16 protein-coding genes and 1 tRNA gene are annotated in these 17,599 nt (G+C 65.8%); 4 read left to right on the top strand and 13 right to left on the bottom strand.

From position 1 onward, the window contains the following. Positions 1–34: 34 nt before the first annotated feature. The 6 genes from XI06_RS37365 to XI06_RS37390 all read right to left on the bottom strand — a co-directional run bounded on the left by XI06_RS37365 (position 35) and on the right by XI06_RS37390 (position 6,838). On the bottom strand, positions 35–829 hold the full coding sequence (locus XI06_RS37365; protein WP_271607619.1) for a glutamine amidotransferase: 795 nt from the start codon (positions 827–829) through the stop codon (positions 35–37). Between the two features lie 129 nt (positions 830–958). Then, complete coding sequence (locus tag XI06_RS37370) at positions 959–1,738, bottom strand: SDR family NAD(P)-dependent oxidoreductase (protein ID WP_237861126.1); 780 nt, start codon at positions 1,736–1,738, stop codon at positions 959–961. 231 nt (positions 1,739–1,969) lie between these two features. Then, entirely contained in the window at positions 1,970–2,458 is a 489-nt protein-coding gene (locus XI06_RS37375; RefSeq protein WP_237861125.1) for a tellurite resistance TerB family protein, read from the bottom strand. A gap of 147 nt (positions 2,459–2,605) precedes the next feature. After that, the gene (locus XI06_RS37380) at positions 2,606–4,015 is read right to left on the bottom strand and encodes an adenylate/guanylate cyclase domain-containing protein (protein ID WP_237861123.1); all 1,410 of its coding nucleotides are present in this window, start codon (positions 4,013–4,015) and stop codon (positions 2,606–2,608) included. 50 nt (positions 4,016–4,065) lie between these two features. Beyond that, positions 4,066–5,433 (bottom strand): cytochrome P450, encoded by a 1,368-nt coding sequence (locus XI06_RS37385; protein WP_271607620.1) that lies wholly within the window; start codon positions 5,431–5,433, stop codon positions 4,066–4,068. Between the two features lie 34 nt (positions 5,434–5,467). After that, positions 5,468–6,838: a hydrolase gene (locus tag XI06_RS37390; protein WP_237861119.1), complete on the bottom strand. Its 1,371-nt coding sequence runs from the start codon at positions 6,836–6,838 to the stop codon at positions 5,468–5,470. A gap of 137 nt (positions 6,839–6,975) precedes the next feature. Between XI06_RS37390 and XI06_RS37395 the strand changes: the two genes are divergently transcribed. Beyond that, positions 6,976–8,670, top strand: coding sequence for an MFS transporter (locus XI06_RS37395; RefSeq protein WP_271607621.1), 1,695 nt, complete (start codon positions 6,976–6,978; stop codon positions 8,668–8,670). 20 nt (positions 8,671–8,690) lie between these two features. On the opposite strand, the gene XI06_RS37400 is transcribed toward XI06_RS37395, so the two are convergent. Then, the gene (locus tag XI06_RS37400) at positions 8,691–8,906 is read right to left on the bottom strand and encodes a hypothetical protein (protein WP_237861117.1); all 216 of its coding nucleotides are present in this window, start codon (positions 8,904–8,906) and stop codon (positions 8,691–8,693) included. A 180-nt stretch (positions 8,907–9,086) separates the two neighbouring features. Beyond that, positions 9,087–9,392, bottom strand: a complete 306-nt coding sequence (locus XI06_RS37405) for a hypothetical protein (protein ID WP_237861115.1) — start codon at positions 9,390–9,392, stop codon at positions 9,087–9,089. 252 nt (positions 9,393–9,644) lie between these two features. Here XI06_RS37405 and XI06_RS37410 point away from each other — a divergent pair, with 252 nt between their 5' ends. Beyond that, the gene (locus tag XI06_RS37410; RefSeq protein ID WP_237861113.1) at positions 9,645–10,712 is read left to right on the top strand and encodes a polysaccharide deacetylase family protein; all 1,068 of its coding nucleotides are present in this window, start codon (positions 9,645–9,647) and stop codon (positions 10,710–10,712) included. Positions 10,713–10,786: 74 nt separating this feature from the next. Here XI06_RS37410 and XI06_RS37415 read toward each other — a convergent pair whose 3' ends face one another. The 5 genes from XI06_RS37415 to XI06_RS37435 all read right to left on the bottom strand — a co-directional run bounded on the left by XI06_RS37415 (position 10,787) and on the right by XI06_RS37435 (position 15,389). Then, complete coding sequence (locus XI06_RS37415) at positions 10,787–11,155, bottom strand: hypothetical protein (protein ID WP_237861112.1); 369 nt, start codon at positions 11,153–11,155, stop codon at positions 10,787–10,789. Positions 11,156–11,368: 213 nt separating this feature from the next. After that, positions 11,369–11,444, bottom strand: a tRNA-Thr gene (locus XI06_RS37420). 100 nt (positions 11,445–11,544) lie between these two features. After that, positions 11,545–13,290, bottom strand: coding sequence for a heme biosynthesis protein HemY (locus XI06_RS37425; RefSeq protein WP_271607622.1), 1,746 nt, complete (start codon positions 13,288–13,290; stop codon positions 11,545–11,547). A gap of 35 nt (positions 13,291–13,325) precedes the next feature. Beyond that, entirely contained in the window at positions 13,326–14,564 is a 1,239-nt protein-coding gene (locus XI06_RS37430; protein ID WP_237861064.1) for a COG4223 family protein, read from the bottom strand. A gap of 78 nt (positions 14,565–14,642) precedes the next feature. Then, complete coding sequence (locus tag XI06_RS37435; protein ID WP_271607623.1) at positions 14,643–15,389, bottom strand: uroporphyrinogen-III synthase; 747 nt, start codon at positions 15,387–15,389, stop codon at positions 14,643–14,645. 151 nt (positions 15,390–15,540) lie between these two features. On the opposite strand from XI06_RS37435, the gene tsaD reads away from it, so the two are divergent. Both tsaD and XI06_RS37445 read left to right on the top strand, forming a co-directional pair. Next, positions 15,541–16,614: a tRNA (adenosine(37)-N6)-threonylcarbamoyltransferase complex transferase subunit TsaD gene (tsaD, locus tag XI06_RS37440; protein WP_271607624.1), complete on the top strand. Its 1,074-nt coding sequence runs from the start codon at positions 15,541–15,543 to the stop codon at positions 16,612–16,614. A gap of 2 nt (positions 16,615–16,616) precedes the next feature. Further along, entirely contained in the window at positions 16,617–17,597 is a 981-nt protein-coding gene (locus tag XI06_RS37445; protein ID WP_237861058.1) for an NAD(P)H-dependent glycerol-3-phosphate dehydrogenase, read from the top strand. Positions 17,598–17,599 lie beyond the last annotated feature (2 nt).

The following is a 17,599-nucleotide window of genomic DNA, read 5'->3' on the forward strand; positions in this document are numbered from 1 at the left end:
CAGGGATGAGGCGAGGGCTTGCGTGGAGGCGCGATTACTCGGCGGCTTGCGCCAGAAGCGGCCGGCGCGCCAGCCAGCCGTCGACGAAATGATCGAGCCAGGCGCGTTCCGCGGCATCGTAAACGGCACGGTCCGCGAAGTGATGATGCCGCTCGCGGGCGCCCGGCGCGCTGAGACCGTCATAGCCACGCGTGGTCCAGCAATGCATCATGGCGTAGGTCACGTCAGGATGAAACTGCACGCCGAAGGCGTTGCCGGCACGGAATGCCTGGTTGGGAAAGTCATCGCACTCGGCAAGCAGCTCGGTGCCGTCAGGCAGCTCGAAGCCTTCGCGATGCCAATGATAGACCTGCGCCGGCCAGTCAGGACAGAGCGCGCGACCTGCCGCGGTCGGGCGGATCGGGTAATAGCCGATCTGGGTCAGCGCCTGCGCATGCGGTGCGACCCGCGCGCCAAGCTGCTTCGCCAGCATCTGCGCGCCCAGGCAAATGCCGAGGAACGGCCGCTGCTCGCGAAGCGGAACTTCGATCCAGTCGATTTCGCGCCTGACGTAATCTTCCGAATCATTTGCGCTCATCGGACCGCCGAACACGACTGCACCGGCATGCTGGTCGAGTGTGTCGGGCAGGGGATCGCCGAATCGCGGACGGCGGATATCGAGGCGATGGCCGAGCGCGCGCAGCGCATTGCCGATTCGGCCGGGTGTCGAGGATTCCTGGTGCAGCACGATCAGAACCGGCCGGAGCGGCTCGGAGGCGGCCGCGCCTGGCGTCCTTCCGGGGAAGGGCACCACTTCTGCGCCACCAAACCTGTCCGTCCGAAACGACATGGCCTTTTACGAGTGCTATCGGTTCAAGCCGCCAGCATAGCTAAGCGTAGGTTAACATCGTGTGAGTTTGCGCACACACGCAGCCCTACTAAGCAAGCTCCGGGCCACCACGGGTGCTTCGGGCTTGCTTCAGTGCCGCTGCCGCTGGAATCGGCTGGTAGCGGACAGGATGAAGCCGCGCGGGAAGAAGCGTAGCGCGAACGGCACAATCTTGATGCCGAGACCCGGCAGCACTGCCCGCTTGTTCGCCATCAGCCCACGATAAGCCTGCCGCGCAACGTCGGCGGCAGGGACGTTGAGCATCGCCGTGTCATGCCCGGAGCCGACGCCGGCGCGCCCCTGGAATTCAGTCTGCACCGGACCCGGGCACAGCACGGTCACGCGCACGCCGCGCGGCGCGAGCTCTGCCCGCAATGCCTCGGTGAGCGAAATCACATAGGCCTTCGACGCGTAATAGACGGCCATGCCGGGACCGGGCAGGAAGCCCGCGACCGAGCCGACATTGAGCAGGCCGCCCTTGTTCCTGACGAGCTGGTCGGCAAAGCGCAGCGACAGATCGGTCAGCGCGCGGACGTTGACGTCGACAATGCCGACCTGCTCGTCGCGGTCGCGTTCGATCGCATCACCGAATACACCGAAACCGGCATTGTTGACGAGGTTGTCGAGCTCGACCTCTTCCGCGGCAAGCGCGGCGGCGATCCGCTCGCCGGCATCGGCTTGCTGGAGATCGCAGGCGATCACGATCGGCTTCTTGCCGCATGTCGTAGCGAGCTCGTTCGCGAGCGCCTCGAGCCGGTCCGCGCGTCGCGCCGTCAGCGCGAGACGATGTCCGTTCGCGGCAAACACACGCGCCAGCTCGGTGCCGATGCCCGCCGACGCACCGGTGATCAACGTTACCCGCTCAGTCACGATCGCAGTCTCTTGAATTGAAGTTTTTTGGCCCCGAAACAGCGGAACTGGAGCATAGGCTACGCGCGACAAGCAAGCGGCGCTCGTAGCATGGCTGCCTGAGCAGCTAACAGGGAGGGCGAGAAAACCCCGAATTTACAGGGACATCCGGAACCGGGACGCTCCGGCGGCTACATTAAAGTTTCGTCATGTGATCGATACAACCAGCAATCACGCCGCGCCGGCGACCCCTCAGCCGCCGAGCACACCGTCCTTGACTTGACCGCCGGCACGCTCCGCGACGGCGTGCTTGAGATCGATCCGGTCGCGCTGGGATATCCCGAGCAGGTCGGAGGCGCGCCAGACGACGTTGTCCTCGAACTCGGTGACCTGGCCGTCGGCATAGACCAGCTCCCACATCATCTGGACGATGCGCCTGCGGGCGTCTTCGTTGAGCGAGCGCATGATCACGCTGGTGAAGTGGTAGAGATCGACCGCTTCGCCCTCGACCTCCGTCGCATCCGCGATCAACCGGTCAGCCGTGCCACGGTCAAGCCCGAAATGGCTTTCGATCAGGCTGTGCAGCTTGCGCTGCTCGGTCTGCGTCGGCTGGCCGTCCAGCGAAACTACGTGAACGAGCAGTGCGGTTGCCGCCAGCCGGTAATCGCTGTCGCCAAAGGCGCGATCCCCGGCATGAGGGGCAATAATGTCGGCGATGAATTGACGCAAGCCGTCGAGCATAAGGTCCTACCGAAATCGATGACGTCGCGGGGAAGCGGGGCCGCTACCAGCATTATATGAGCGGGAAACTCAACCGGCGCAACGTGCGTCAGTTCCGCGCGCTGCATTACGTTTCGGCAATGTGGGCGGCGTTAACGCGCGGTTGCCTCACGGTATCTCATACACCACCATCTTGTCGGCGATGCCGCGCAGAGCCGCCTGCTTCTGGATCGGCTTGATCTCGCGCCGCTGAAGGATCTCGGCAACCGCCGGCGCATCCAGCACCGGACCGGTGATGTGGATCTCCTGCGCGGTCGACAGGCTCTGCACGCGGGCGGCGATGTTGACGGTCTGGCCGAAATAATCCTGCCGCTCGTTGAGCATCACGGCAAGGCACGGGCCTTCATGGATGCCGATCTTGAGAATGAGATCGTTGGCGCCGCGCTGCTTGTTCAGATCATCCATGGCCGCGCGCATGCGCAGACCCGCAGCGATCGCGTGCTCGGGCCTGACGAAGGTCGCCATGACGGCATCGCCGATCGTCTTCACGACGGCGCCTTTCTCGGCGGCGATGATCTCCAGTATCGCCCGAAAGTGCGCGCGCACGAGATCAAACGCGCTGAGGTCGCCGACCCGCTCGTACAATGCCGTCGAACCCTTCAGGTCGGTGAACAGGAACGTCAGCGACGTGATCTTCAATCGCTGATCGACATTGAGATTGTCGGCCTTGAAGACGTCGCGGAACGTCTGGTTCGACAACATTCTCTTGGCGGTCAGGATCGGCTTGCGCTTGCCGATTATCTCGTGCAGCGCGTCGGCGGCAATCCAGACCGAGGGCAACACGCGATTGCTCGATTGATTTTCGAGTGTCAGTCGCAACGGCCCGGGGCGCATCACTGTGGTCCCCGTCGGCGCTTCCAGATTGTTGAACATGATCGAGAACTGCTGGCGTTCGCTGGTCGGCTCGCCTTGGACATCCAGGAAATGGGCGGAATGGGTGACCGGCTCGAAGACGATGATGAACTGGCTCGGCAGATTGAGCGAGAGGATCGCCTTTTCGCCGGCAGGCAATTCCAACGCTTCCAACGTCACTTCGTTGATCAGGCGCGAAAAAGCCTCTTCGTTGATGTCGACGCCGGAACTCCAGAACATCTGTCGCGTATATTCCCAGATCGGCAATGTGTCGGGATCGTGAGCGCCGATGCGGCGGACTTGCGGGCTGACGGTGAAAGCGACCTCGACCATCTCGTCGACCGACGCCTCGTATCCGGCCGCGCAAAGCGCACAATTGTAGTCTTCGTGCTTCAGTGATTTCAGAGTCGTGTGTGCACCCAGAACACCTCCGCAGCCCGGACACAGCACGTTCCAGCCGATGTCGAACAGGCCGAGCCGCGAGGCATGCAGGAATCCGGAAATGACCTTTTCCTGATCGAGCCCGGTACGATCGGCAAAATCCAATGCGTTGATGCGGTTGAGGTCGCGATCGGGACCACTCGCGATCAGCTGCGCGATGGCCTCGACGACGGCAGGATCTGCGGTCTGCTTCAGAACGGAAATCTGGGCCTGGATGTTGCTCATGGTGCAACTCTATGTGGGGTGGATCACGCCGGCGGCCAGACGCGGGCCTGTCACCGGCGCGTGATGCGGAACATGGGTGAGTGGTCCGGCTGGGTCGTGACGACGCCGAATGGAATGACCGGCGTTGCGTCCGCCAGCTCGATGCGGAACGCCCCGATCAACCGCGCCAGCGCCAGCACGGATTCGGCCTGCGCGAACGGCGCACCGATGCAGACGCGCGGGCCGGCACCGAATGGCAGATAGGCAAAGCGATCGGGCGGCTCTTTCGACATGAAGCGCTTCGGGATGAACGCGTTGGGCTGATCCCACAGCTTCTCGTGCCGGTGCAGCAGCCAGGGGGCGATCATGATGATGTCGCCCTTGCTGACCTCGGCCCCGGCCACGATGTCCTTGTCGCGCGCGGCGCGCGCAACGAGGAAGGCCGGCGGATAGAGCCGCATGGTCTCGTCGATCACCGCGCGGGTGAATTTCTGCCGGTCGATATCGGCCATGCTGTCGAGATGCTCGCCGCGCGTCTCGGACGCGACCTCCTCCTGCGTGTCGGGGTCGAGCGCCAGCAGATAGAGCGCCCAGAACAGCGCAGTCGCGGTCGTCTCATGGCCCGCCAGGATCATGGTCGCGACCTCGTCGACCAGTTGCCCGTCGGAAAAGCCCTTGCTCGTTTCAGGATCGCGCGCCTCGTCCATGAGATCGAACAGATCGCGCGGCGGCGCGCCGTCCTTCTTGCCCACCGCACGCCGTTCGGCGATCAGCATCGCGACGAATTCGACCCAGCGCTTGCGGAAGCGGGCGCGGGCCCGATCCATCGGCGTCGGCCATGACACCGGCAGAACCATGTCGAGGAAGTGGGCCCGCCCGAGCCGCTCGCCATATTCCATGACGAAGTTGCGCAAGGTCGGACCGTGCTGATCCATCCCGAACGAGAACATCGTGCGGCCGGCAATCTCGAGCGTCATGCGCTGCATGATTTCGCGCAGATCGACCGGCTCACTGGTGCGTGCCTCCAGCTTCGCGATGGTCTCGTCGAGCACCGCCGTCATGTGTGGCACGAGATTGGCGGTAGCACGCGGCGTGAAGGCCGGCGACAGCGTACGCCGCTGAAATGTCCAGGCGTGGCCTTCGGCGAGCAGGAGACCCTCGCCGAGCACCGGACGCAGCATGCGGATGCCCGCCGGCGTCCGCGTGTAATTCTGGTAGTTGCTGAGCAGGACGTGCCGGATTGCGTCCGGCTGGTTCAGGATGAAACTCTTGTGCAGGAAGAAGCGGCCCTGGATGACTTCTTCCTCATAGGCACGCTGCCCCCAGGTCGCGATCATGTTCTGCTTGATCACCGCGATACGGCCGAACAACGACATGTTGTCGGGCGCGCGCGGCGGGGTCGGCGGGATGATGGGCCGGCGCACGCTGGCGATGTTCATGGCTCTCTCCCGCAGACCTGACGCAAGCAAATAGCTAGTAAGTCAGCTCGGCAACCGCAATCCTGTTCTCGGAGGCCGGCCAGGCGCGCGCCACGATTCGTTCTTCGTTGAACTGGGCCACGATGTTACGTCCAACCTCGCTGGCCGAAAGGCGCAGGGTTGCTGTCGCATCCGTGGGCACGCCCGGCGTGACATCGGCAGGCTCGCGGCCATCAAGCAGGACGGTGTCGCGCGGCAGCCCGAAATAGCCGCGCGGGCGCGACATGATCACGACCGCGCCGGCATCCTTCTCTGCCGGAAGGAAGGGCCGCGCGGCGCGCAAATGCACGACATTGGAGGAACGCGGGAAAGGCGAGCGGTAGAAGTGCGTCGTCGGGGCGTCCGGCGAGGTCAGGACGATCTCGAGCGGAGAGGCGGGATCGACCTCGGCCGGCCCCCAGCGGCCGTCGGCCGCCGTGATCAAGCGATACAGCAATTCGCCTTTGCGCTCCCCGCTCTCGCGGTCGACATGATAGATCTCGACAGTTGCGCCGGCCACCGGGCGATTGGTCGGCGCACCATCCGCGGCGCCCGTGACCAGTCCACCGATATGGACCGTCCGCTCCGGTGTGATCGCGATGCGCGCGGGCTCGCGACCGGCGATGAATTTGTAGATCTCGCGGAACGCCCGCGGATGATACGCCGTCTCGCGATGATCGATCGTGCCGAGCACGAGATTGGTCGCGCCCTTCAGCTCCGGCCCCTCGGCGGTGACATTGGTCGGCACGCCCGGCTTGCCCATGAAGCGGCCGTCGGGCTGCGCATATTTGTCCATGCCGTCGCTGCGCAAGGTCAGGAAGGCGACACCCGGCGTCACCTCGCTCTCGCCCTCGTTCAAGCCGCGCAGGAAGGCCCCCCGTCCGTTGAACTCGCTGCCGAGCAGCGCGTCGAGCGCAAACACGCCGTGATTGGGCGTGCCGCACAGCACCGCGTGACTGACATCGCCGGCGCCGCCATTCTTGATGACGTTGCGGATCGAATTGCCGCCGCGCGAATTGCCGACCAGCGCCACGCGCGCCGCACCGGTGCGGCGTTTCAGTTCAGCGATGGCAGCGGCAAGCTCCCGGCGCTGGTCCTCGGTCGAGGACCGGTTGGCCTGCTCGACCGTGTCATCGGCACGCGCGCTGGGGCTGTTGAAATTGATCGCCATCATGCGGTCGCGCGCGATGCCGTTGGATTCCATCCGCCACAACGTCGTGATCCAGAGCGCGTCGTAATCGCCATTGCCATGGACGAACAGGATCGGCGGCACTTCAGAACTGCTGGTCGTGGACGATGTTTGCGCCAGTGCCCCCATCCGCAAGCTCGCAACCGCGAAAGGCACGCTAGCCGCACCTTGCAGAATTGTCCGTCGTGACAGCCTCATCCGATCCTCCCCGATAAAACCATGTCTTTGCACTGCTTATAGCGGCCTAACCACTGGACAGCGAAGGACTTTCGCAGGCATCACTGGGCCTGCCGGAATTATTCAAGCCATTTCTGCCAGACGACTTGGAAGGGTATATGACCGAGCAGACGAACCGTCAGAGACGTTCCGCCGACGGCATCACCGCCCCCCTGCGGTACACCGTATTCCGGCGCATCTGGCTCGCCAGCCTGCTCTCCAATCTCGGCCTCCTGATCCAGGGCGTGGGCGCGGCCTGGGCGATGACGCAGATGGCGGCCTCCGCCGACAAGGTGGCATTGGTCCAGACCGCCTTGATGCTGCCGATCATGCTGATCTCGATGCCGGCCGGCGCCATCGCCGACATGTATGACCGCCGCATCGTGACGCTGGTGGCCCTCATGATCGCGCTGACGGGCGCGTCCGCCCTCACGATCCTGGCCGGGCTCAAGCTCATCGCCCCGGAATCGCTGCTCGCCTTCTGCTTCGTGGTCGGCAGCGGCAATGCGCTGTTCGGCCCGGCCTGGCAGTCCTCGGTCAGCGAGCAGGTGCCGCCGGACGCACTGCCGTCGGCGGTGGCACTGAACGGCATCAGCTACAACATCGCGCGCAGCTTCGGTCCCGCGGTCGGCGGCGTCATCGTGGCCGCAGCCGGCTCGGTCGCGGCTTTCGCCTGCAACGCGATCCTCTATCTGCCGCTGCTGGTGGTGCTGCTGCTCTGGCGGCGCACCACCGAGCCATCGCGGCTGCCGCGGGAGAAGCTCAACCGCGCGATGGTTTCGGGCTTCCGCTACATCACCAACTCGCCGCCGATCAAGATCGTGCTGTTGCGCACACTGGTGATGGGACTGATCGGCGGCGCGATCATGGCGTTGATGCCACTGGTCGCGCGCGATCTGTTGCATGGCGGCGCGCAAACCTACGGCATCATGCTGGGCGCATTCGGCATGGGCGCGGTGGTCGGCGCGCTCAACATCCACGAGCTGCGCAAGCGCATGAGCGGCGAGGCTGCGATCCGCGCCTGCACGATCTCCATGGCCTTTGCGATGGCTGCGATTGCCTTGAGCACCGAGCCGGTGCTGACCGCGGCCGCGCTGGTGCTGGCCGGCGCGGTCTGGATGGCGGCGGTGGCGCTGTTCAACATCGGTGTGCAGCTCTCGGCGCCGCGCTGGGTCGCCGGTCGATCGCTCGCCGCGTTTCAGGCCTCGATTTCCGGTGGCATCGCGATCGGCGCCTGGGGCTGGGGCCATCTCACCGACTATGCCGGCGTCGAGGTCGCGCTGCTCACGGCCGCCAGCCTGATGCTGGTCTCGCCGCTCCTGGGGATCTGGCTTGCAATGCCGCGCGTCGGCGCCCGCAACGAGGATGCCGACGTGCTGGCCGATCCTGAAGTCAAGCTGTCGCTCACCGGGCGCAGCGGCCCGCTGGTGGTCGAGATCGAATATCGCGTCGCCCAGGAAAACGCGCGCGCCTTCCACAATGTGATGCAGGACGTGCAGCTCTCCCGGCAGCGCAACGGCGCCTATGGCTGGTCGATCGCGCGCGACATTGCCGATCCCGAATTGTGGACCGAGCGCTATCACTGCCCGACCTGGTTCGATTATCTGCGCCAGCGCAACCGCTCGACCCAGTCCGAACGCGCGCTGCATCAGCAGGCGATCGATTTCCACATCGGCCCTGATCCGGTGCGGATCCGCCGCATGCTGGAGCGGCCATTCGGCTCGGTACGCTGGAAGGAAGAGACGCCGGATCGCGCGGCAAGCGAAGTGCTGCCCGTTGTCGCGACCGCTGCGGGGAGCAGCATCAGTCGCTAGACGCTTCGTAGCCCCGATCGCTACTGACCGTGATCCGTCAGCATCTTGTCGCAGGCCTTGCTGAGGCGCGCGCGGTGCTCTTTCAGGCAGGCGAGCACGGCGCTATCGCCATTGCTCATCACGGCGCGGCAATGGCGCGTGACGTCGCGCGCGCAGGCATCGTGACCGGGCTGCTGCTGCGCCGAGGCGCCGGAAGCGCACAGGACCAAAGGAATGATGAAAAGAAATCTGGCCATCGCGGAATGCCTCATACCCTCAAGATGTGCGGGCGAAGCTAGTGCGACGATCCCAAGGCCGCAACGGCTTTATTGGCAGACGGATGGCGCAGGTCGACTGGCACCACCGCGTGGCCCCGGCATGGCGCCGGGGCACATCGGCAGGGAGCTAACGACGCAAACGTCGCGATCGCTGCGCGCTTACTGACCGTCCTGAGCGTCAGCAACCTTGCGTGACGCGCCCTTGGCGAGGTCCTTGTCCATCACCGCGCGGCAGCCGGCGCTCAGGTCCGTGCGATGCTTCATCATGCACGCCGTGATCTTCGGAATGTTGGGGATCTCTGACGAGCACAGGCGGAAGGCGTCGCCGGTGCACATCTGCTGCGCCTCGGCCGAGAAGGCGAAGCTCGAGGTCGTCGAGACGATCGAGACGATGGCGGCAAAGCCCAGAGCCAGGCTGGTGTCGCGGATCTTTGCAGTGATCTTGGCAGTGAACGACTTGGTCATTTGCAGCTCCCATTGGCGCCGCCGCGGCGGGCCCGTTGTCGATGGGAACTACGATGCTCCAGCAAAACAGTTTCCACTGTGATGACGGTCACGGGCGGCCCACCCACTGTGACCTCGGTCACTTTGGCGCACCCGCCTGAAATTCCTCTGCAACCGCTGTCGTGTTGGTGTCACGTTAACTGTTCCTTCGCATTAATGGCTCGCGACGCGGGAAATTCCGCTGGTTTGGTTGCGTAATTGGAAAGAGTAGCGATGCGTAATGCGTTGGGCCTGATGCTGGCCAGTGTGGTTGCGGCGATCGTGATCGCCGGAGGTTGGTACTTTTATTCCGCGCGCGCCGACCAGGGCGCCCCCAAAACAACAGCCGCCCGTGCCGCCGATCCTCTGCCGGCGCCGGTCAAGCTTGCCGCCAAGGATGATGTCGAGACCACCGCGGCGATCGCGGGCAAGCCTGCCGTTCCTGCCGCAGCGCCTGCTCCCGCGCCGGCACCGGCGGTGGCACCAGTTCAGGACACGACTTGCACCAATCCCAATGCACTCGGCGTCTCGCGCGTGGTCGAGATCGACACCACCGGCGGCCCGGGTTTCGGCTTCGAACAGTACAAGCAGTTTGATTTCCTCGCCGACAAGGAGGTCGTGCTGACCTTCGACGACAGCCCCTGGCCGCATAACACGCCGGCGGTGCTGAAGGCTCTGGCCGATGAATGCACCAAGGGCCTGTTCTTCTCGGTCGGCAAGCACGCCAGCTGGCATCCGGAAATCCTGCGCCAGGTTCTGGCCCAGGGCCACACGGTCGGCACGCACACCTGGTCGCACGTCAATCTCGCCGGCAAGAAGATGACGGAGCAGCAGGCCAAGGATGAGATCGAGAAGGGCTTCAGCGCCGTGAAATGGGCGCTCGGCACCAATCCGTCGCCGTTCTTCCGCTTCCCGCAGCTGTCGCAAAATCCGGCGCTGGTGAGCTATCTCGGCACCCGCAATGTCGGGATCTTCTCGACCGACCTCGACTCCTTCGACTTCCGCAAGGAGAGCACGCCGGACAAGATCATCAGCAACGTGATGACCAAGCTCGACAAGCTCGGCAAGGGCATCATCCTGATGCACGATTTCCAGAAGCGCACCGGCGAAGCACTGCCGACGCTGCTCGCGCGCCTCAAGGCCGGTGGCTACAAGGTCGTGCAGATCAAGGCGAAGACGACGTTCGAATCGCTTCCTGAGTATGACGAAGCCATCCTCAAGGAGCTGAAGGTGCCGGGGTCCAGCAGTGCGACCAATGCGCGCCCGGTGTCGAGCGTGGTGCAGACCGTCTCGCAACGCTAGGCGTTTTGAGGTTCGTCGAGAATGCGATGGCCGGGCTCAGCCCGGCCATTTTGTTTTGGGAGGAGCGCCGTCGCTTACCAGTAGATGCCGTGGCGATGCAGTTCGCTGATGATCCGGCCTTCGGTCCAGGTCTTGTGATGCCTGGGCTTGTCCACCTTCGTCGTCTTCGGCGCAGGCTGGGCCGCAGCAGGCGATGATGTCGATGTGGTTGTGGTCGCAGCTGGCGCGGTGGTCGAAACCGCCGTCGGACGATCGACATAGGTCGGAGCCGTAGCCACCGGAGCGACTTCGCTCACCTGCGTGGTGTTGGCCGGCGGCGCGACAGTGCCTTGCGGTGCCGGGGCCTGATCGTTGGCCGAGGCCAGCGAGAGGCTGCGTGCGCCGCCCGCCTGGGCCGATGCAGAGACCAGAACCATGGCCGCAACCAGAATGATCTTGCGCATGTGAAATCTCCCCGTGTTTGCGTGAGGGGACACTAGGGGAGAGACGCGCGAGATTATGTGAGGAGAATCACGTGGAGCTTAAGCACGGCCTTGAAGCTGGCCTGTACCAATCGAGCAAAACGGGGGAGCCCGCCGTCGCCCTTCGGGCTATGGCGTGGCAGCCTTCACTACGAAGCGGCTTGCCGAGCCGAAGCAGGCGCAGCCTGCGAAGGCTGGTGCCGCAAGAGGGATTCGAACCCCCGACCCCGTCATTACGAATGACGTGCTCTACCGACTGAGCTATTGCGGCGAACCCTGCCGGAGCCAGGACAAAGCCGGCCCCGATACACGCGCTCCTGATATCGGGCATGGCCCGAATTGGCAAGGACAAGCGGCGGGCGAAATGCGGCTCAAGCCCCCCAGCGGGACCAGAATCCCCGCCAGCCGCCGGCCTGGGCCTTTGGCGTGCCGATTTGTTCCGTAAATTCATCGCTCGGACCCTCGTCATCGATGCCGGGATCATCGGGCGCACGAACGATCGGGATGACGGTCTGGATCGGCGCCTGCGCGGGCTTGCCGAGATCGGCGCGGGTGCGGAACACCGGGGTTTCCGCCACTGGCGATGATTCGGCAGCTTCCGGGGCCGGTTTGACCGGCTCCGCAGGCGCCACTGCCGGCTCTTCCTTGGCCACCGGCGGTGCGTTGTCCTGCGCGGCCGGAGCAGAGGCCGGGGTTGAGGCCTGCGCGATCACGACCGATTCCCCAGGCGCCTCATTGGCTACCGTCACCCGCTTTGGCGGCGGGGCAGCGAGCATGGCTTCCTCGAAGGCCGAGGATTCGATCGTCGTGCCCTTGTCCGAAGGCAGGCTCGCCACCGGTGTCTGCCATTGGAAAGCGTCGAGGCGGCCGGTGACCGGCGAGACCGGACGCCAGCGGTCGCTGACATAGCCATCCGCGGTCCAGACCGGATCGTGGCGGGCGCGCACCGCACGCAAGGTCCAGGCGCGGGCACGGCCGCTGTCGCCGTGCTCGGCGCGCTCGAGCTCGGCCATCAGCAGCGCCACGCGCTGGGTCGGATCGTTGACGTAAGGCGACAGCACCTCGCGCGCACGGGCGAATTCGGAGGCATCGATCGCGGCGCGCGCGATCGCAAGCTGGCCCTCGACATGGCCGGCCTTGTCGGCGGGCGTCTTGGCCGCGAGCGTCTCGACCCGCTGCAGGCGCTGCCGCGCGGCATCACCGAGCTTCACATGCGCGTAGGCATCGGCGAGATCCGGATGCGGATTGGCGAGCCAGGCGGCCTCAACCAGCTTCATGGCACGGCGCACCTGATGCGCCTCGCTCTCGAATTTCGCGGCGAGCACGGCGGCCGGCACCAGCGTCGGCGCCAGCTTGACCGCTTCCATCACGCTTTCGCGCGCGACGTCGCGGTCCATGGTCTCCAGTTCCAGCGCGCGCGCCGTGAGCAGCACGCCGCGCTGGCGGCGATAGGCCTGCTTGTCGATCAGGCCCGCCGACAGATTGGAATCCAGGATCGCGAGCGCGCCGCTCCAGTCGCCGCGCGCGCAGCGGAAGCCGAGCACTGCATGCGAGGCCCAGGTCGAGGACGGCGACAGCTTGATCGCTTCCTCCGCGATCATGACAGCACCGACCGCATCGTCGGCGCGCTGCGCCTCGATGAACAGGCCGCGTAGGCCGAGCAGCCGGGTATCCTCGCGCTCGGCCATGGCGCGGAAAGCGCGCTGCGCCTCGTCGCGATTGCCGTCGAGCTGGGCCGACTGCGCGTGCAGCAGCAGCGCGAGCGGATCATTGGGCGCATGCCGGCGCGCCGCTTCGGCATGACGGCGAGCCAGCGCGGTGTCGCCATGGCCGATCGCGAGCAGGCCATGGGTGATGGCGTGGCGCCCCCGCGCCTGACGCTTCTCATGCCTTCGGCGGCGCACCCGTCCCGGCATACGCCCGATCATGGTCAGGATGCTCCAGAGGAACACGATCAGGACCGCGAAGATGCCGAGGCAGAGCACGAACACCGGAATGCTCGGCGAGGCTCGCCAGCCGCCCCAGGTCAGCACGACATTGCCGGGCTGATCGGCGACCCAGGCCGCGCCGGCGCCTGCAAGCGCAATCAGAACGAGGAAGAGGACGATGCGAAGCATTTCTATCCCTATACGCGCGGAGTGTTGCGCGAGTCTTATTGAGCAGGCTTGGTGAGACCAGCCAGAGCGTCGTCGGCGAATTTCCGGGAGGCCGCGAGCGCGGCGTCGCGGGCGTCGGCCTTGTCGAGCCAGGCCTGCGCCGGCGCGCGATCGGCTTCGGGCAGTGCCTTCAATTCGCGGCGCGCCTCGGCGAAATCATTGCGCAGCGCGGCCGCCGTGACCCGCGCAACGACAGCGCCGCGGTCGTTGCCGACCCCGTCGGTGCGCTCGATGCGAACGAGCTTCGACGCGCCCGCCTGAAGGCGCTCGACGATGCCGGCACCAGCGGCTGGCGCCTCAGGCGGCGGCGACAGCTTCGGCACGATGTTGAGGAGCTCGCGGGTCAGCGCGACCGGCGTCGGAATGCCCGACGCGGCAAAAGCATCGAGCGGCTTCAGCACGTCAGGCTTCGCCGCAAATGACCGAGCAGCCTTGAGCTGCGCCTCATAGGGATCGTTATGTCGAACGGCAACGTCGAGCAGCGTGGCGGCAACCACATGGCGCAAAGGCTGGTCGTCCATCACCTTCGCGTCGGCGATCTTTTCGCCCTGCTGCGCGAGCTCGGCGCGGGCAGTCGTGCTGGCACGCTCGAGCTGGGAAATGCGCGCGTCGAGAGCGGCGAGGCCGGACGAAGCTGTCGTATCGCGCGGCGTGGATTTGGCATCGTTCAATGCGCTCGCGGTCTTGTCGGACTGCGCGCGCAAATTGGCGATGTCGCCGCGCAAGGTGCCGACGGATTTTTCCAGCGCATCGAGCCGCGCGACAACAGCCGGATCGGCAGCGGGCTTGCCCGCCTTGGCTTCGACCGCGGCGACACGTCCGCTCAGCGCATCGACTGTCGCACTCGTCACCTGCGGCGCGGCCGGTGGCGCCTGCACCGCGGGCCAGCCCAGCACCCAGCCGACCGCAATCACGACCGCGGCTGCAACGGCGCCGGAAAATGGCGCGATGACCCAGGGAGAAATGGCGGCCGACGCAGCCGCGGGCTGAGCCTCATCGCGCTCCGGCTCCGCCTTGGTGGTTTCGACCTTGGCGTCCTCGGCACTGGCCTGCCCGGCGTTGGTCTGCTCGACCGATGGCGCCGCCTCCGGCTCGACCGCCACATCCTGGGGCTGCGTGGAGACTTCGGTCGCCTCGAGGTCGATGGTCGGTGGGGTGCGCTTGGCACGGCCGGACTCGGGAGGCATTCCTCCGTCTTCAGGCTTGCCTGCGTCTTCAGGCTTGTCGTCGGCCATCGTGACGGTTCCTCACACTTGCATACCTTGCGCAAATCCTTGGGCCGAGCCCGATTGCGTCGGATTCGGCCCGTCCTCTTACGCCAAACGGGTCCGCAAAGCACGCTCCAAGGCGTCGAATAGGGCATTTTCGTCCGGGGTCGCGGCGACCAGGACCCGCGACGCACCGGCATCGCGCAGCACGCTTGCGACCGTCTCGGACAGGCAGCATTGCGGGACCGCCAGCGCCGAAATTTCGACACCCTCGTCCCGGGCCGCGTCCAGGAAGGCCCGTGCGCTGCGCCTGGAGTAATGCAGCACCGCCTCGATGCCATGTGCGGCGAAACCTTCGCAGACCTCGCGCGGCAGAATCTTGACCGGAGCCATGCGATAGGTCGTCAGCGTGACCACGTTAAACCCTTCTGCGCCGAGCTCGCCGCCGAGATCTCGCGACAGATCCGCTCCCGCAAGATAGAGCAGCGTGCTCTTCTTCTTCAGGATCTTGTCACGGACACCCTGCATTACCTTGTCGCGCAAGGATGCCGCATCGCCGCCGGCGACGATCACATCCGTGAAGCCGAATTCGCGCGCCACGGCAGCCGTGTGCTCGCCGACCGCGAATAGCGGCACCTCGACGAGTCCAAGGTCGCGCAATTGCGGCGCGACGGCACGGATCGCATTGGCCGATGTGACGATGATGGCGCCGTAGCCGGCCTCGCTCTCGTCATGGAAAGCGACCGGCTCGAACTTGAGCGACGGCGCGAGCAGCACCACATGTCCCCGCGCGCGCAGATTCTCCGCCGTCGCCACGTTGTCGGGATGCGGCCGTGTGACAAGAATGGACATCGCTGCTGTTCCCGAACCATTTGGCGGTGATGCATTCGCGCGGGATGGCAGCGCGTGACGATTGCATAAGCCAACCCCGGAATGCTACCGCGTTAGCAGAACTCTGCTTTGCGAATGAGCGCAAGGGCGCAAATTGGATAACAATTCGCCAATGCTGGTACTGGGTATCGAGACCACCTGCGACGAGACCGCGGCGGCCGTGATCGAGCGCGCGCCTGACGGCAGCGGCAGGATCCTGTCCAATGTCGTGCGATCGCAAGTCGAGGAACATGCCCGCTTCGGCGGCGTCGTGCCGGAGATCGCGGCGCGTGCCCATGTCGACCTGCTCGACGGCATCATCGATCGCGCCATGACCGATGCCGGCATCGGCTTCGCCCAGCTCGACGGTGTCGCGGCCGCTGCAGGGCCGGGCCTGATCGGCGGCGTCATCGTCGGGCTCACCACCGCAAAGGCGATTGCGATGGTGCACGACACGCCGCTGATCGCGGTCAATCATCTCGAGGCGCACGCGCTGACGCCACGCCTGACCGACGGCGTCGAATTTCCTTATTGCCTGTTCCTCGCCTCCGGCGGCCACACCCAGATCGTCGCGGTCACCGGCGTCGGCCAATATGTGCGGCTCGGCACCACGGTCGACGACGCGATCGGCGAGGCCTTTGACAAGGTCGCGAAGATGCTGGGCCTGCCCTATCCCGGCGGCCCCGAGGTCGAGCGCGCCGCCGCGAATGGCGATGCCACGCGCTTCGCTTTCCCGCGACCGATGCAGCATCGTCCCGATGCCAATTTCTCGCTATCGGGATTGAAGACGGCCGTGCGCACCGAGGCGAGCCGGCTCACCGAGATCACGCCGCAGGATATCAGCGATCTCTGCGCGAGCTTTCAGGCTGCGGTGCTGGACTCGACGGCCGATCGTTTGAACGTTGGCTTGAAACTATTCCGCGAACAGTTCGGCGCGCCGCGCGCACTGGTCGCGGCCGGCGGTGTCGCCGCCAATCAGGCGATCCGCGGCGCGCTGTTTGATGTCGCGCGGCAAGCTGGAACGCGGCTGATCATGCCGCCGCCCGCGCTCTGCACCGACAATGGCGCGATGATCGCATGGGCCGGCGCCGAACGCCTCGCCCTCGGTATCACCGATACGCTGGAGGCGCAGCCGCGCGCGCGATGGCTGCTCGATGCCAACGCCACGGCGCCTGATGGCTACGGCAAGACGCGGGCGGGGTACTGACCATGACTGCGTTCCGCTCCGTCGCGGTGATCGGTGCCGGGGCCTGGGGCACGGCGCTGGCGACGGTGGCCGCGCGCGCCGGACGGAACGTGACGCTGTGGGCGCGCAACGCCGAGCACGCCGCGCGCATCCAATCGACCCGCGACAATCCGCGGCTGCCGGGCGTGCGTCTGGCATCTGACATCGTGGTGACAAGCGATCTTGCGGCGGCGTCGCGCGCGAAGATGCTGCTGATCGCGACGCCGGCGCAGCATCTGCGCGGCGTGGTCAACATGCTGGCCTCGCACCTCACGACGCCCGTGCCCATCATCGCCTGCGCCAAGGGCATCGAGCACGGCACTCACAGATTCATGACCGATGTGATCGCAGAAGCCGCGCCCCGCGCGCAGCCTGCGATCCTGTCGGGTCCGAGCTTTGCCGACGACGTCGCGCGCGGATTGCCGACGGCCGTGACACTCGCGGCCAGGGATGATGCGCTCGCGAGCGGACTTGTGCAGGCGCTGGGCTCCCCGACATTCCGTCCCTATCACTCCACCGACATCCGCGGCGTCGAGATCGGCGGCGCGGCCAAGAACGTGCTGGCGATCGCGGTCGGAATTGCGGTCGGGCGGAAGCTCGGTGCTTCCGCGCAGGCTGCGCTCACGACCCGCGGCTTCGCCGAGCTGACACGTCTCGGCCGCGCGCTCGGCGCGCGCAGCGAGACGCTCACCGGCCTGTCCGGTCTCGGCGATCTGATCTTGACCTGCTCGAGCCCGCAATCGCGCAATTTCGCGCTCGGGCTCGCGCTCGGCCGTGGCGAGCAGCCACCTGCCGGCAAGCTGGCCGAGGGCGAGTTCACCGCGCCGGTGCTGATCGAACTCGCAGCTTCGCAAGGCATCGAGATGCCGGTATCAGAAGCGGTCGCTTCGATCCTGGCCGGCCGAAGCACGATCGACGCAGCGATCTCCGGGCTCTTGACCCGCCCCTTCAAGGCAGAGGAATGAAC

Origin of the sequence: Bradyrhizobium sp. CCBAU 11434 (assembly GCF_028128895.1) — a bacterium.
Classification (GTDB): Bacteria; Pseudomonadota; Alphaproteobacteria; order Rhizobiales; family Xanthobacteraceae; genus Bradyrhizobium; species Bradyrhizobium zhengyangense.